The following is a 14,154-nucleotide window of genomic DNA, read 5'->3' as shown; positions in this document are numbered from 1 at the left end:
GGTCAGGCGGTCACGTTCGAATCGACGAGCCGGGTCCGCAAGGCCTGCAGGGTGTCGTCGTCGAGACCGAGTCCGGCGGCGAAGTACTGCTCGATGGTTCCGTAGCGCGACAACGCCTCGTCGATCGCCACCTCGAGGTACTCGCGGCGCACACCGAGCAGGGGCGTGATCAGGTCCGGATCGCCGCCGAGCGATGCGAACCGGGCGAAGAAGTCGTCGAAATGCGGGAGCAGTTCGTCGTTCGTGCGCAGGTAGTCGGCGAACACGGCGTCCTGGTCGGCGCCGGCGAACATGAGCAGCGAGGCCGCCGCCCAGCCGGTGCGGTCCTTGCCGGCACTGCAGTGCACGAGCGCCGGGACCTCGCCGTGCGCGACGGTACTCGCCAGGGTCCGGTACGACGCCACTGCGCTCGGCAGCGTGACGAACTCGCGGTAGCTCTGCCGCAGGTACTCGACGGCACGACCGTCCCCGAGCGTCTGGGCCACCAACTCCGGATCGGACACGAGTTCCGGCAGCGCGGCCGCGATCGATCCACTCTGCCGGTCGGCGAGAACGTCGAGCCCGAGGTGCCGGGCACCGTCGGGGACGCGATCGGGACGGCGCTGCTGCTCCTCGAGCGTGCGCAGGTCGAAGACCGTCGCGATGCTCAGGGCGTCGAGGGTCTCGACGTCGGTGTCGGTCAGGCGGCTGAGGTCCGTCGAGCGGAAGACCACTCCGGTGCGGACCACGCCGCCGAACGAACTCCGGCAACCGCCGATGTCCCTCAGGTTGACCAGCGACGGAATCGCGAAGGATTCGCCGCCGGTCACGGTTTCGTCCAGTGCATCGGCCATGTCCGACAAGCTACCGCCGTCCGGCCGCGAACAGGGGGACCCACACCTCATTCGTACTGCGAGGTCACCCTGTCGAGCGCGTCGACGGCCTCGTCGAGCTCGTGGGTGGTGACGACGAGCGGCGGCCGGAAGCGGATGCCGCGCGTGCCCGTCCCGATCACGAGGACGTGCTCGTCGCGGTACAGCCGTCGCAGCACCTCGTCGCGGATCTCCGGAGTCGGGAGGTCGACCGCGCACATCAGTCCGCGTCCGCGCGGCTCGGTGACGACCGGTCGTCGCGTGGCGAGTTGCTGCAACCCCGACAGCAGGTGCGCTCCACTCAACCGGGCACGTTCGATGAGCCGGTCGTGCTCGACGACCTCGAGGATGCGACGGGCCCGCACCATGTCGGTGAGATTGCCGCCCCATGTCGAGTTGATCCGCGAGCTCACGGCGAACACGTTGTCGGGCACCTCGTCGATGCGTTCGCCGGCCATGATGCCGCACACCTGCGTCTTCTTGCCGAAGGCGACGATGTCGGGGGTGACGCCGAGCTGCTGGTAGGCCCACGCGGTGCCGGTCGTGCCGGCACCGGTCTGCACCTCGTCGAAGATCATCAGGGCATCGTTCTCCCGGCACAACTGCGCGATCGCCCGGAAGAACTCGGGACGGAAGTGGTGGTCGCCGCCCTCGCCCTGGATCGGTTCGGCGATGAAGCACGCGATGTCGTGGGGACGTTCGGCGAAGGCGCGGCGTGCCTGCTCGAGGGCCTTCTCCTCGGCCGCGGCGACGTCGCGCCCCTCGGTGAGATAGGGCGCGTCGATGCGCGGCCAGTCGAACTTGGGGAACCGGTCGGTCTTGACCGGATCGGTGTTGGTCAGCGACAGCGTGTACCCGGTGCGGCCGTGGAAGGCCTCGGTCAGGTGCAGCACCGATCCGCCCAGGTGGGCGGGCAGACCGCGGGATTCGTTGAGACGGCTCTTCCAGTCGAACGCGACCTTGAGTGCGTTCTCCACGGCGAGCCCACCACCGTCGACGAAGAACAGGTGCGGGAGCGCCGGGTCGCCGAGAACGCGCACGAAGGTCTCGACGAAGCGCGCCATGGGCACGGTGTAGATGTCGGAGTTGCTGGGCTTGTTCGCCGCGACGGCGGCGAGTTCGTGCGCTGCCTCCGGATCGGTCAGCGCAGGATGATTCATTCCGAGCGTGGACGACGCGAAGAACCCGAACATGTCGAGCCAGGTGGTCCCGTCCCGGACGTCGACGAGGCGTACTCCGCGGGAACGGTCGAGATCGAGGACGAGGTCGAAACCGTCGGCGAGCATGTGCCGGCCGAGGATGCTGTGTACCCGGTCGGGGGCGAGGTTCTCGGCACCGTCCGGGTTTCGGAATGCAGTGCTCATGACCCCACCGTACGCGAGAATCAACGGGACAAACCTGGTATCACAGCAACACTTACGGCGCAGGGTCCTATCGTTCGTAAAATGTTTGCAGAACGACGGTGCTGCGGGTGGCGACGTTCGCGGTCGCGCGGATCTCCTGCAGCAACCGCTCGAGAGCGCGAGGAGACTCGACACGCACGAGGAGGATGTAGCTTTCGTCGCCCGCCACCGAGTGACACGATTCGATCGCGGAGATGTGCCGGAGGCGGGCCGGTGCATCGTCGGGTTGCGACGGGTCGAGAGGGGTGATCGCCACGAACGCCGACAACATCAGCCCGAGCGCTTCGGGATCGACGCGCGCGCTGTATCCGCGGATCACGTTGCGCGCCTCGAGTCGACGCACCCGCGACTGCACGGCCGAGACGGACAATCCTGCCTTCTCGGCGAGCGCCGCGAGCGTCGCGCGACCGTCGGCGACCAGTTCGCGCAGCAGCATCCGATCGATGTCGTCCAGCGACTCCTTCGACGAGTCGTTTCTCGAGGATTCGGGCACCAGCGCAGGGTATCCGAGCAGTAAAGGAGCTCACCGATGAATGCGACCACCGATCTCGCCGATCGCGCGGCGACCGCTCTGAGACAGTGCGGTGTCGGCGCCCTGCCCGACGACGCGGCGCTCGCGGTGACCAGCCCGATCGACGGCAGCGTGATCGGACACCTTCCGGTCCACTCGGCCGCCGAGGTCGACGCGACGATCACGGCGGCGGCACAGGCCTTCGAACAGTGGCGCGACGTCCCCGCTCCGGTGCGCGGCCGCGTGGTGCGACGGCTCGGGGAACTTCTCGTCGAACACAAGTCGCATCTCGCCGAACTCGTCACCCTCGAGGCCGGGAAGATCCCGTCGGAGGCCGCGGGCGAGGTGCAGGAGATGATCGACGTCTGCGAGTTCGCCGTCGGTCTGTCGCGGCAGCTCTACGGGCGGACGATGCCATCCGAGCGCCCCGGGCACCGGCTCATGGAGATCTGGCATCCGCTCGGCGTGGTGGGCGTGATCTCCGCGTTCAACTTCCCCGTGGCCGTGTGGTCGTGGAACACCGCGATCGCGCTGGTATGCGGCGATCCGGTGGTGTGGAAGCCGTCGGAGACCACCCCGCTCACCGCGCTCGCCTGCGACGCGCTGCTGCGCCGCGCCGCCACCGATGTCGGCGCCCCCGAAGGGCTCCACCATCTTCTTCTCGGCGACCACACGGTGGGTGAAGCGCTCGTCGACGACCCCCGCATCGCGCTGGTCAGTGCGACCGGCTCCAGCCGGATGGGACGGATCGTCGGACCGCGCGTCGCGGCCCGGTTCGGCCGGAGCCTGCTCGAACTCGGCGGCAACAACGCGGCGATCGTCGCTCCGTCCGCCGATCAGGACCTCGCCGTCCGGGGCGTCGTGTTCGCGGCCGCCGGAACAGCGGGCCAGCGCTGCACCACCTTGCGCCGGCTGATCGTGCACCGGTCGATCGCCGACGAGTTCGTCGAGCGCATCGTGAAGGCGTACTCGCGTCTGCGGGTGGGGAATCCGCTGGACGAGGGTGTCCTCGTGGGTCCGCTCATCTCAGAACGGTCCTACGAGACGATGACCGCGGCGCTCGACCGCGCGCAGGCCGACGGGGGCACGCTCGTCGTCGGCGGCGACCGAGTGGAGGTCGCCGGTGGTGGCGTGTACGTCTCCCCCGCACTGGTCCGGATGCCGGCGCAGACCGAGGTGGTGTGCGAAGAGACCTTCGCCCCGATCCTGTACGTCCTCGACTACGACGACCTCGACGAGGCGATCGCCTTGCACAACGGTGTACCACAGGGCCTGTCGTCGGCGATATTCACGCTCGACCAGCGCGAGGCGGAACTGTTCCTCGCCCGATCGGACTGCGGGATCGCCAACGTCAACATCGGCACCTCGGGTGCCGAGATCGGTGGCGCGTTCGGTGGGGAGAAGCACACCGGTGGCGGGCGCGAATCCGGATCGGATGCGTGGAAGGCATACATGCGGCGGGCGACGAACACTGTCAACTACTCGACGGAGCTGCCGCTCGCCCAGGGTGTCGAGTTCGGCTGATCCCGAACTCGGGGGTCCGGGCGGCTGGCTAGTGGTTGCGCAGTGCGTCGATCAGTTCGTCCTTCTTCATGTCGGAGTAACCGGTCATGCCCAGTTCCTTCGCACGCTTCTTCAGGTCGTCGACCGTCCAGTCGTCGTAGGAGCCGGACTTGCCACCCTTCTTCCCGACCTGCGACTTACCCTCGTTCGCAGCCGCGTTGGAGATCCGGGCCGCCTTCTCCTTGGAGGCACCGTCCTCGCGCAGGTCCTCGTACATCTTCTCGTTCTTGATCGACGGATTCGGCATCGTCTTCTCCTTTCCGTGTCCTGCGGAAGGGGTACCCGACGACACTTCACCCAATCAGAGGATCTGTGGCCTGTGACACATCGTGTGGTAGACCTGGGGCGTGTATCCAGGGAACCTGCTCGACGAACTCCGCGGGCAGCTGCCCGCCGGCGCACTGATCATCGATCCCGACATCCTCGCCGGCTACCGGCAGGACCGGGCGCAGGACCCGGACGCCGCGGTTCCCCTCGCGCTCGTACGGGCCACATCCACCGCGGACGTGCAGGCGACACTGCGGTGGGCGAACGCCCACCGGGTGCCGGTAGTGCCCCGCGGTGCCGGCACGAGTCTGTCCGGCGGGTCCGGCGGGCTCGCCGACGGGATCGTGCTCAGCACCGAGAAGATGCGGGCGATCACCCTCGACACCGCGACCCGCACCGCCGTCGTCCAGCCCGGTCTGCTCAACGTCGAGGTGAAGCAGGCCGCGGCCGAACACGGACTCTGGTATCCACCCGATCCGTCGTCGTTCGAGATCTGCACGATCGGCGGCAACGCGGCCACCAATGCCGGTGGGCTGTGCTGCGTGAAGTACGGGGTGACGACCGACTACGTGCTCGGACTCGAGGTGGTCCTCGCCGACGGTACCGCGGTGCGGCTCGGCGGTCCGCGGGTCAAGGACGTCGCGGGCCTGTCGCTGACGAAGCTGTTCGTCGGCAGCGAGGGCACTCTCGGGGTCATCACCGAGGTGACCTTGCGCCTCGTCCCACCGCCGCCACCGGCGTCCACGATGGTCGCGACCTTCGCCACCGTGCAGGCCGCCGCCGACGCGGTCGTCGCGATCACCGCGGTCCTGCGACCGGCGATGCTCGAATTCATGGACAGGGCGTCGATCGGGGCGGTGGAGGACATGCTGCGCATGGGGCTCGACCGCACCGCCGAGGCCATGCTCATCGCACGCTCCGACGCACCCGGCAACGCGGCCGCGGAGGAGATCGAGATCATGGTGCGGGCCTGCCGCGAGGCCGGCGCCGACGACGTCTTCGCGACCGACGACCCCGAGGAGGGTGAGGCGTTCACCGTCGCCCGCCGCATGGCGATCCCGGCCGTCGAGCGCACCGGCAGCCTGTTGCTCGAGGACGTCGGGGTGCCGATCCCCGCACTGCCGGAACTGGTGAGCAGAATCGCCGATCTCGCAACCCGACACGACGTCACCGTCGCCGTGATCGCCCACGCCGGGGACGGCAACACCCACCCGCTGATCGTCTACGACCCCGCCGACGAGGACATGACGGCGCGGGCGCAGACGGTCTTCGGGAAGATCATGGATCTCGCGATCGAACTCGGCGGCACCATCACCGGTGAACACGGTGTCGGCCGGCTCAAGAAGGCCTGGCTACCCGATCAGGTGGGACCGGACGTGATGGCGTTGACCGAGCGGATCAAAGCCGCGCTCGACCCGAACGCGATCCTGAATCCCGGCGTGGTGATCTGATGACCCACACCACATCGGCTGCGGTCATAATCGTCGCGTGAACACCCGTGTGCCCCCGTCAACGACCGCCCTGCCGCTGCGCGAGACCAAGTACCGCGAGCTCGAACAGTATCCAGAGTTCGGCTCCGTCACGGCCTGGCTCCGCGACGTCGTGTCGTCGATCGTGCCCAACGCCCGCATGAGCGAATGCGAGTACTGGTCCGTCGTGTGTCTTCCCGCCGGCGAGCCGGACGACCCGCGGAAGCCGCTGGTGTCGGTGCACGCCGGCAACATGGCGGTCGCAGGGATGTTCCTCGACCTCTCCGACGGGCAGCGGAGCCTCGCCGGCTACGTCCGTGTGTCGGGGGCCGAGCTGGAGAAGGCGTCGGGTTCGACCCGCGAGCAGCTCGCGGCGGACTCCCCCGGCCTCTCCTTCATCGACGAGGGCTCCGTGGTGTCCGTGGTGTGGAGCGACGAACCCGCCGCGCGGGAGCAGTTCGAGGCGCTGCCGTGGCGGGCCCCGGCGCGGGCGCTCGTAACGGAACTGATGCGCGGCGGCCGCAACTCCTGGGCCGACGATCACTGCCGGCAGATCGCCCGGTTCGCGTACGACGACTGAGTGGGTTCACGTGCGGCGACTGAGTGTGTCGGTCGGCGGGTAGACGATGGGATGGTGACCGACATCCTCGATCGTTTCTCCGCGCCGACCCGGGCGTGGTTCGCCGGGGCGTTCGAGTCCCCGACCCCGGCCCAGCTCGGCGCGTGGGATTCGATCTCCTCGGGAGCCCACACGCTCGTCGTCGCCCCCACCGGCTCGGGCAAGACCCTGTCGGCGTTCCTGTGGTCGCTCGACCGGCTCTCGTCCACCCCGGCCGACGAGCACGCCGCGCGCGAGCACCGCACCCGCGTGCTGTACGTCTCGCCGCTCAAGGCCCTCGCCGTCGACGTCGAGCGCAACCTGCGGTCTCCGCTCGTCGGCATCACCCAGACCGCGAAACGGCTCGGTCTGACGCCACCCGACATCACCGTCGGTGTGCGTTCCGGCGACACCTCCCAGGCCGATCGTCGCGCCATGGCGCGCACGCCACCGGACATCCTCATCACGACGCCCGAGTCGCTCTTCCTCATGCTCACCTCGTCCGCGCGGGAGAACCTCGTCGGTGTCGAGACGGTGATCGTCGACGAGGTCCACGCGGTGGCGGGGACGAAACGCGGGGCGCATCTCGCGCTGTCGCTCGAGCGTCTCGACCAGCTCCTGCGCGCGCCGGCCCAACGCATCGGGTTGTCGGCCACCGTGCGACCGCACGAGGAGGTCGGCCGGTTCCTCGCCGGTTCCGCCCCCATCCGGATCGTCGCGCCGCCCTCGGCGAAGACGTGGGATCTCGCGGTGCGCGTACCGGTCGAGGACATGACCGAACTCGGGGTTTCCGAGCCCGACGAGGAATCGTTCTCACCCACACCGCAGGCCGGGTCGATCTGGCCGCACGTCGAGGAGCAGATCGTCGATCTCATCACCGAGCACCGGTCGACGATCGTGTTCGCCAATTCCCGGCGACTGTCCGAACGTCTCACCGCCCGGCTCAACGAGATCCAGGCCGAACGCCTCGGCGAGCAGGTGGACCGCGAGGGCGCACCGCCTTCGCAGCTCGGATCGCCCACCGAGACCACCGCCGGCGCTGCACCCGTGCTCGCCCGCGCCCACCACGGGTCGGTGAGCAAGGACCAGCGCGCTCTGATCGAGGACGATCTCAAGTCGGGCCGGTTGCGGTGCGTGGTGGCGACGTCGAGTCTCGAACTCGGCATCGACATGGGTGCGGTCGATCTCGTGATCCAGGTCGAGGCTCCGCCCTCGGTGGCCAGCGGTCTGCAGCGCGTCGGTCGCGCCGGGCACCAGGTGGGCGAGACCTCACGCGGCGTGCTGTTCCCCAAGCACCGCACCGATCTCGTGCACTGCGCGGTGACCGTCGAGCGGATGGTCGAGGGACACATCGAGGCGCTGCAGGTCCCGGCGAATCCACTGGACGTGCTCGCCCAGCAGACGGTCGCGGCCACGGCCCTCGAACCCGTCGACGTCGACGACTGGTTCGACACGGTGCGGCGCAGCGGATCGTTCGCGACGCTCTCCCGCGGCGTCTACGAATCCGTCCTCGACCTGCTCGCCGGCCGCTATCCGTCCGACGAGTTCGCCGAGCTCCGTCCCCGGGTGGTATGGGACCGCACGGCCGGCACCCTCATCGGCAGGCCCGGCGCCCAACGGCTCGCCGTCACCTCCGGCGGCACGATCCCCGACCGCGGCCTGTTCACCGTGTACATGGTCGGCGAGAAGAACACGCGGGTGGGCGAACTCGACGAGGAGATGGTCTACGAGTCGCGAGTGGGTGACGTCTTCGCGCTCGGTGCCACCAGCTGGCGGATCGAGGAGATCACCTTCGACCGGGTGCTGGTCTCCCCCGCCTACGGCCGGCCCGGCCGGTTGCCCTTCTGGCACGGCGACAGTCAGGGTCGACCCGCCGAACTCGGTGCCGCGCTCGGCGCATTCCTGCGCGAGATGGGCCACGCCTCGCCGGAGGACGCCGAGACCCGCTGCCGCAAAGGTGGTCTCGACGACTACGCCACCGGAAATCTCATCCGTCTGCTCGACGAGCAGCGCACCGCCACCGGTCACCTGCCCACCGACCGAACACTCGTCGTCGAACGGTTCCGCGACGAACTCGGCGACTGGCGGCTGGTGCTGCACTCGCCGTTCGGGTTGCGAGTGCACGCGCCGTGGGCGCTCGCGGTGGGCGCGCGACTGCTCGAACGCTACGGCATCGAATCGCACCCCACCCCGTCCGACGACGGCATCATCGTCCGACTGCCCGACACCGACGACGCCCCGCCCGGCTCGGAGATCTTCGTCTTCGACACCGAGGAGATCGACGACATCGTCACCGAACAGGTCGGCGGCTCCGCGTTGTTCGCGTCCCGCTTCCGGGAGTGCGCGGCGCGGGCCCTGCTCCTGCCCCGCCGCAACCCGGGCAAGCGCGCCCCGCTGTGGCAGCAGCGCCAACGATCGGCGCAACTGCTCGACGTCGCTCGCCGCTTTCCCGACTTCCCGATCCTGCTCGAGACGGTGCGCGAGTGCCTGCAGGACGTCTACGACCTGCCTGCTCTGCGCGACCTGCTCGGCAGCATCGCCCAGCGCAAGATCCGGCTGGTGGAGGTCGAGACCCCCACGGCCTCACCGTTCGCGACGTCGCTGCTGTTCTCCTATGTGGGTGAGTTCCTGTACGAGGGCGACAGCCCGCTCGCCGAACGTCGGGCCGCGGCACTGTCGCTCGACTCGACGCTGCTCGCCGAACTTCTCGGCCGGGTCGAGCTGCGCGAACTGCTCGACGCCGACGTCATCACCGAGGCCGAGCACGAACTGCAACGCCTGACCCCGCAGCGACGCGCACGCGACGCCGAGGGCGTCGCCGATCTGCTGCGTCTGCTCGGTCCGCTCACCGAGGCCGAGCTGCGCGAGCGCACCACCGACGACCCGACGTCCTGGATCGAGGATCTCGAAGCGCAACGCCGCGCGTTGCGTGTCTCGTACGCGGGTGAGCACCGATGGGCGGCGGTCGAGGACGCCTCACGCCTGCGCGACGCGCTGGGCGTGCCCCTGCCGATCGGGGTCCCGACGGTGTTCGTCGAACCGGTCCCCGACCCGCTCGGCGATCTGATCGCCCGGCACGCCCGCACCCACGGCCCGTTCACCACCGCGCAGGCCGCCGCCCGGTTCGGACTGGGCACGGCGGTCGTCGAATCCGTCCTCGGCCGGCTCGCGTCCGAGAAGCGCGTCACGGCAGGCGAATTCCGCCCGGGTGCGAGCGGATCGGAATGGTGCGACACGGAGGTGCTCCGAAGGCTGCGGCGCCGGTCGCTCGCCGCCGCCCGGCAGGACGTCGAACCCGTCAGCACCACGACCCTCGGACGATTCCTGCCCGACTGGCACCACCTCGGCACCGGCCCGGGCACGAGTGCGCTCTACGGCATCGACGGTGTCCTCACCGTCGTCGAACAACTCGCCGGGGTACCGGTGCCCGCGAGCGCCCTCGAACCGCTGATCCTCGCTCCCCGCGTGCGCGACTACACCCCGACGATGCTCGACGAACTCACCACGACCGGTGAGGTCCTGTGGTCGGGTGCCGGGTCCATCTCCGGGAAGGACGGCTGGGTGGCACTGCATCCGGCCGATCTGGCCCCGGCGAGCCTCGCTTCGGTCGACGACATCGAGCTGGGGCCGGTGCACCGGGCGATCCTCGAGTCGCTCTCGGGCGGCGGCGCGTACTTCTTCCGGCAACTCGTCGACGCCGTCACCGTCCTCCACACCACGGCGAGCGACACGACGGTCGCCGACGCCCTGTGGGAGCTGGTGTGGAGCGGGCATATCGCGGGCGACACCCTCGCCCCGCTGCGCGCCCTGATCGGCGACACCTCCCGTGCCAAGCCCGCCCACCGCACCCCGCGCCGGGCGCCGCGCGCCCGGATGTACCGGGCCCGGCCCACGCTGCCGAGCCGCACCGGGCCACCGACCGTGAGCGGGCGCTGGTCGATGCTGCCCGAACGCGAGACCGACGCGACGGTCCGCGCACACACCACCGCCGAACTGCTGCTCGAGCGGTACGGCGTGGTCACCCGCGGTGTCGTCGTCGGCGAGGGTGTGCCCGGCGGATTCGCGACGATGTACAAGGTGCTCAGCCGGTTCGAGGAGACGGGCCGGTGCCGCCGCGGTTACTTCGTCGATTCGCTGGGCGGAGCGCAGTTCTCGACACCGTCGGTCGTCGACCGTCTCCGGTCGTTCTCGGATTCGATCGAGGGCCGGCACTCGGAGACCGCGGCCGTCACCCTCGCGGCGTGCGATCCGGCCAACCCGTACGGTGCGGCACTGCCGTGGCCGAAGTCGTCGGCCGACGACGACGCGCCGCGGCACCGGCCGGGCCGCAAGGCCGGTGGACTCGTGGTGCTCGTCGACGGGGCGCTCGTGCTGTTCGTCGAACGCGGCGGACGCACGCTGCTCACCTTCGACGACGATCCGGGCCGGTTGCGCAGCGCATGCGCGTCGCTCGCTGCGAGCGTCAAACGCGGTGGTGTCGACAAGATCGTCGTCGAGAAGGTCGACGGTGAGACGATCCATGGGCACGAGTTCGCCGGATATCTTGCCGAAGCGGGATTCTCGGCGACCCCGCGCGGCTACCGGCTGAGGTTCTGACGTGCCCGAGGGAGACACCGTGTTCCGCGCCGCGCACCGCCTCCGAACGGCACTGGAGGGAAAGGTGCTCACAGAGACGGACTTCCGCGTTCCGCGTTTCGCCACGGCCGATTTCACCGGGTGCACGGTCGACGAAGTGGTCTCGCGGGGCAAGCACCTACTCGTCCGCGTCGCCGACGTCTCGATCCATTCGCACCTGAAGATGGAAGGCGAATGGCACGTCTATCCGCGCGGAACACGGTGGCGCAAGCCCGGATACAAGGCGCGCATCGTGCTCGGCACCGAGGACGTGCAGGCGGTGGGTTTCGAACTCGGCATCGTCGAGGTGCTCGCCCGTGACCGGGAGGACGACGCCGTGGGCCATCTCGGGCCGGATCTGCTCGGTCCCGATTGGGATCCCGAGCGTGCGGCGGCGAATCTCGTGCGCGACCCGGACCGTCCGATCGGGGTGGCCCTGCTCGATCAGCGCATCATGGCCGGCGTCGGGAACGTGTACCGCTCCGAATTGTGCTTCCTGCGGGGCGTCGATCCGTGGACCCCGGTCGCGCAGGCCGGGGATCCCGCTGCGTGGGTCGACCTCACGCATCGGTTGCTGGTCGCGAACCGCGACCGGACGACCCGTATCACCACCGGCGACCGTCGTCCGGGCCGCAATCTGTGGGTCTACGGGCGTCGCGGGAAGCCGTGCAGACGCTGCCATACCCCGATCCGGTTCGGCGAGATCGGCACCGCGACCGATCCCGAGCGGGTGGTCTACCGGTGCCCGCGATGTCAGCCGCGCCCGGAAGGATCCCCGCCCTGATCGCCCTGTAGACACGCCGCCCTGCCGGCGTCCTCGACGAGCGCGACGCAGTGCCGGACGAGGGTGTCTCGCGACACGGCGAGGTCGCCTTCGAGGTACCTCATGAACAGGCTGGTGAGGGCGCCGACGGCACCGACGGCCACCATGTGGCGCTGTCCCTCGTCGCCACCCGGGGGTAGTTGGTCGCGGACCAGCGCGACGAAGGCCGGGGCGAGTTCGATACCGCGCCGACTGATTGTGGGTTCGCGCAGCGGGGCGAGGAGGAGCACGCGTCCCTTCGCGGGGTCGTCGACCATGAGCTCGACGAACGCCCGCACCGCGGCCTCGGCCCGGCCGAGGGTGGGGGCGGACAGTACCGCCTCGGTCAGCGCGTCGCGGGCGCGGTCGGCGACGTGGGCGTAGACCTCGCGGACGAAGGTGTCGCGGTCGGTGAAGCTCTCGTAGAAGTACCGTTCGGTGAGTTCGGCGGCCCGGCACACGGCCCTGACGTTCGCTGCCGCGCCGTCGGGCGTTCCGAGCAGGTCGACGCCCGCCCAGCTGCGGCGCGTGGTGTCCACCTTGTCGCTTCCCGTCGTTGTCGGGCCGGACACCGCCGAGTCGTCGCACCACGCGGCACCGCGCCCTGCGCGGCCGGAACCACCGGAACCCCTGGGCCCCGATTCGTTGACCTGGCGATACTTCGGCGGCCGGCGCGGCATGCTCTTCGGGCCGTGGGCGGGGTCGATGCAGAACATGCATCCCGGACTCGGCGCCGGGGTCGAAGAGCACTCGAAGTTCTTCGACGAACGGTGGGAACGGCTCTACCGATCGCTGTACCCGATCTACGGCGTCGTCTTCGACGGTCCCCCCCGCCCCGGAGACCGCAGCGAAGGTGCGCGGCTACCACAACACCATCAAGGGGATCGACAAGAAGGGCCGCAGGTACCACACACTCGACCCCGACACCTTCTACTGGGCGCACGCGACCTTCTTCTACAGCCTCGTCGTCTCCATCGAGTGGTTCGACGGCCCGCTCACCCTCGAACAGAAGCACCGCCTGTTCGACGAGCACGTGCAGTGGTACCGGCTGTACGGCATGCCGATGCACTCGGTCCCCGCATCCTGGGAGGACTTCCTCGAGTACTGGGACCGCAGTGCCGCACCGTGCTCGAGGACAACAAGGCCACCCGAGACGTGCTCGACCTGTCGAATCTCGACCGTCCGCCCTTCCTGCGGTGGTTCCCCGAAGAGGTGTGGAAGTTGATCCGCCCGCTGGTGACGGCCGGTTTCCTGTGGCTCACCGTCGGGTTGTACGACCCGCCGGTGCGCGAGCTGCTCGGCTACCGATGGAGCCGACCGGAGGCGGCACTGCACGCTCTCGTCGGTCGCGCCATCGGACTCGGCACGAAACTCGTTCCGTGGCGATACCGCTACCACCCGCGGATGCACTACAGCCCGAAGGTGACGGATCGCCACCGTCCCACTTCTGTTTCACCCTGACGCACCCTTCCGGTAGCGGCGTCGACGAGGGCGTTCTGTGTCACGCTAGCGAGGTGTCCACGCCCTCGTACCTGTCGTCCGGACGGCGCCGCCCTCTGTCCCCGGAGTCGGCGGCCTCCCGCATCAGCGCCTACGTCTACGGCAACATCCTGGTGCTGGCCGCGCTCGTCCCCATCACGACCTCGCCCGAGTACATCGGGATCGCGATCGTGATCGGCACCGCACTCTCGACGTTCATCGCCCATGTCTTCGCGGAGTCGGTCGCTCAGTCCGTTCGTTCGGGTGCTCAACTCACGCGCAGCGAACGCATCGAGGAACTCCGCGACTCCGTTCCCATCCTGTCGTCGGCGGTATTGCCCTGTCTCGTGCTCGCCACGGCCTGGGTCGGCTGGCTCGAGCCCCGGACGGCCCACATCCTCGCCGAGGTCGCCGTGCTGATCCGTATCGGCTCGACCGTATTCGTCGTGCGCCGGTTACAGAATCGCAGCCCGACCCACCGGACCGTGGCGGCCGCGGTGGGGGTGGCTCTGATCGCGACGGTCGTGGTCGTCGTGAAGGTCGTGCTCACACACTGACCGCCGAGAAGGCGGTGTCACGCACTGACCGCCGAGAAGG

The 14,154-nt window shown here is 69.3% G+C and carries 11 protein-coding genes and 1 pseudogene; 7 read left to right on the top strand and 5 right to left on the bottom strand.

All coding sequences use genetic code 11. From position 1 onward, the window contains the following. Positions 1–2 precede the first annotated feature (2 nt). The 3 genes from NVV99_RS15795 to NVV99_RS15785 all read right to left on the bottom strand — a co-directional run bounded on the left by NVV99_RS15795 (position 3) and on the right by NVV99_RS15785 (position 2,747). On the bottom strand, positions 3–833 hold the full coding sequence (locus NVV99_RS15795) for a tyrosine-protein phosphatase (protein ID WP_051424836.1): 831 nt from the start codon (positions 831–833) through the stop codon (positions 3–5). 47 nt (positions 834–880) lie between these two features. Next, a complete protein-coding gene (gene lat / locus NVV99_RS15790; protein ID WP_024101534.1) occupies positions 881–2,215 on the bottom strand; it encodes an L-lysine 6-transaminase in 1,335 nt (444 codons plus the stop codon). Between the two features lie 67 nt (positions 2,216–2,282). Continuing rightward, positions 2,283–2,747, bottom strand: a complete 465-nt coding sequence (locus NVV99_RS15785; RefSeq protein ID WP_016692799.1) for an Lrp/AsnC family transcriptional regulator — start codon at positions 2,745–2,747, stop codon at positions 2,283–2,285. A gap of 36 nt (positions 2,748–2,783) precedes the next feature. On the opposite strand from NVV99_RS15785, the gene NVV99_RS15780 reads away from it, so the two are divergent. After that, complete coding sequence (locus NVV99_RS15780) at positions 2,784–4,289, top strand: aldehyde dehydrogenase family protein (protein WP_024101535.1); 1,506 nt, start codon at positions 2,784–2,786, stop codon at positions 4,287–4,289. A gap of 28 nt (positions 4,290–4,317) precedes the next feature. Here the strand turns inward: NVV99_RS15780 and NVV99_RS15775 are convergent, their stop codons facing one another. Beyond that, positions 4,318–4,575 (bottom strand): Rho termination factor N-terminal domain-containing protein, encoded by a 258-nt coding sequence (locus tag NVV99_RS15775; protein WP_006550162.1) that lies wholly within the window; start codon positions 4,573–4,575, stop codon positions 4,318–4,320. Between the two features lie 100 nt (positions 4,576–4,675). On the opposite strand from NVV99_RS15775, the gene NVV99_RS15770 reads away from it, so the two are divergent. From NVV99_RS15770 to NVV99_RS15755, 4 genes are read left to right on the top strand one after another with little or no spacing between them, the layout of a single operon-like run. Further along, on the top strand, positions 4,676–6,046 hold the full coding sequence (locus NVV99_RS15770) for an FAD-binding oxidoreductase (RefSeq protein WP_024101536.1): 1,371 nt from the start codon (positions 4,676–4,678) through the stop codon (positions 6,044–6,046). Positions 6,047–6,083: 37 nt separating this feature from the next. Further along, positions 6,084–6,644: a hypothetical protein gene (locus NVV99_RS15765; RefSeq protein ID WP_006550159.1), complete on the top strand. Its 561-nt coding sequence runs from the start codon at positions 6,084–6,086 to the stop codon at positions 6,642–6,644. A 51-nt stretch (positions 6,645–6,695) separates the two neighbouring features. Then, positions 6,696–11,258 (top strand): ATP-dependent helicase, encoded by a 4,563-nt coding sequence (locus NVV99_RS15760; RefSeq protein ID WP_024101537.1) that lies wholly within the window; start codon positions 6,696–6,698, stop codon positions 11,256–11,258. A 1-nt stretch (position 11,259) separates the two neighbouring features. Then, complete coding sequence (locus NVV99_RS15755; protein WP_019288533.1) at positions 11,260–12,060, top strand: DNA-formamidopyrimidine glycosylase family protein; 801 nt, start codon at positions 11,260–11,262, stop codon at positions 12,058–12,060. Here NVV99_RS15755 and NVV99_RS15750 read toward each other — a convergent pair. Then, positions 12,030–12,617, bottom strand: a complete 588-nt coding sequence (locus NVV99_RS15750) for a TetR family transcriptional regulator (RefSeq protein WP_041803413.1) — start codon at positions 12,615–12,617, stop codon at positions 12,030–12,032. The two genes, NVV99_RS15755 and NVV99_RS15750, sit on opposite strands and share 31 nt — an antisense overlap. A 139-nt stretch (positions 12,618–12,756) precedes the next feature. Here NVV99_RS15750 and NVV99_RS15745 point away from each other — a divergent pair. Together NVV99_RS15745 and NVV99_RS15740 are read left to right on the top strand one after the other, a co-directional pair. Further along, positions 12,757–13,482, top strand: a pseudogene (locus NVV99_RS15745) (oxygenase MpaB family protein); the annotation flags it as partial. Between the two features lie 110 nt (positions 13,483–13,592). Continuing rightward, positions 13,593–14,114: a hypothetical protein gene (locus NVV99_RS15740; RefSeq protein ID WP_006550155.1), complete on the top strand. Its 522-nt coding sequence runs from the start codon at positions 13,593–13,595 to the stop codon at positions 14,112–14,114. Positions 14,115–14,154: the final 40 nt, after the last annotated feature.

This window comes from Rhodococcus sp. PAE-6 (genome assembly GCF_025290685.1).
Taxonomy (GTDB): Bacteria; Actinomycetota; Actinomycetes; order Mycobacteriales; family Mycobacteriaceae; genus Rhodococcus; species Rhodococcus pyridinivorans.
The sequence above is the reverse complement of the archived record's forward strand: the minus strand, read 5'-3'. Positions and strand labels throughout refer to the sequence as shown.

What these genes read in the sequence shown, in the direction of transcription:
- NVV99_RS15775 (WP_006550162.1), bottom strand. Translation starts at nt 4,575, where the DNA reads ATGCCGAATCCGTCGATCAAGAACGAGAAGATGTACGAGGACCTGCGC.
- lat (WP_024101534.1), bottom strand. Translation starts at nt 2,215, where the DNA reads ATGAGCACTGCATTCCGAAACCCGGACGGTGCCGAGAACCTCGCCCCC.
- NVV99_RS15760 (WP_024101537.1), top strand. Translation starts at nt 6,696, where the DNA reads ATGGTGACCGACATCCTCGATCGTTTCTCCGCGCCGACCCGGGCGTGG.
- NVV99_RS15795 (WP_051424836.1), bottom strand. Translation starts at nt 833, where the DNA reads ATGGCCGATGCACTGGACGAAACCGTGACCGGCGGCGAATCCTTCGCG.
- NVV99_RS15780 (WP_024101535.1), top strand. Translation starts at nt 2,784, where the DNA reads ATGAATGCGACCACCGATCTCGCCGATCGCGCGGCGACCGCTCTGAGA.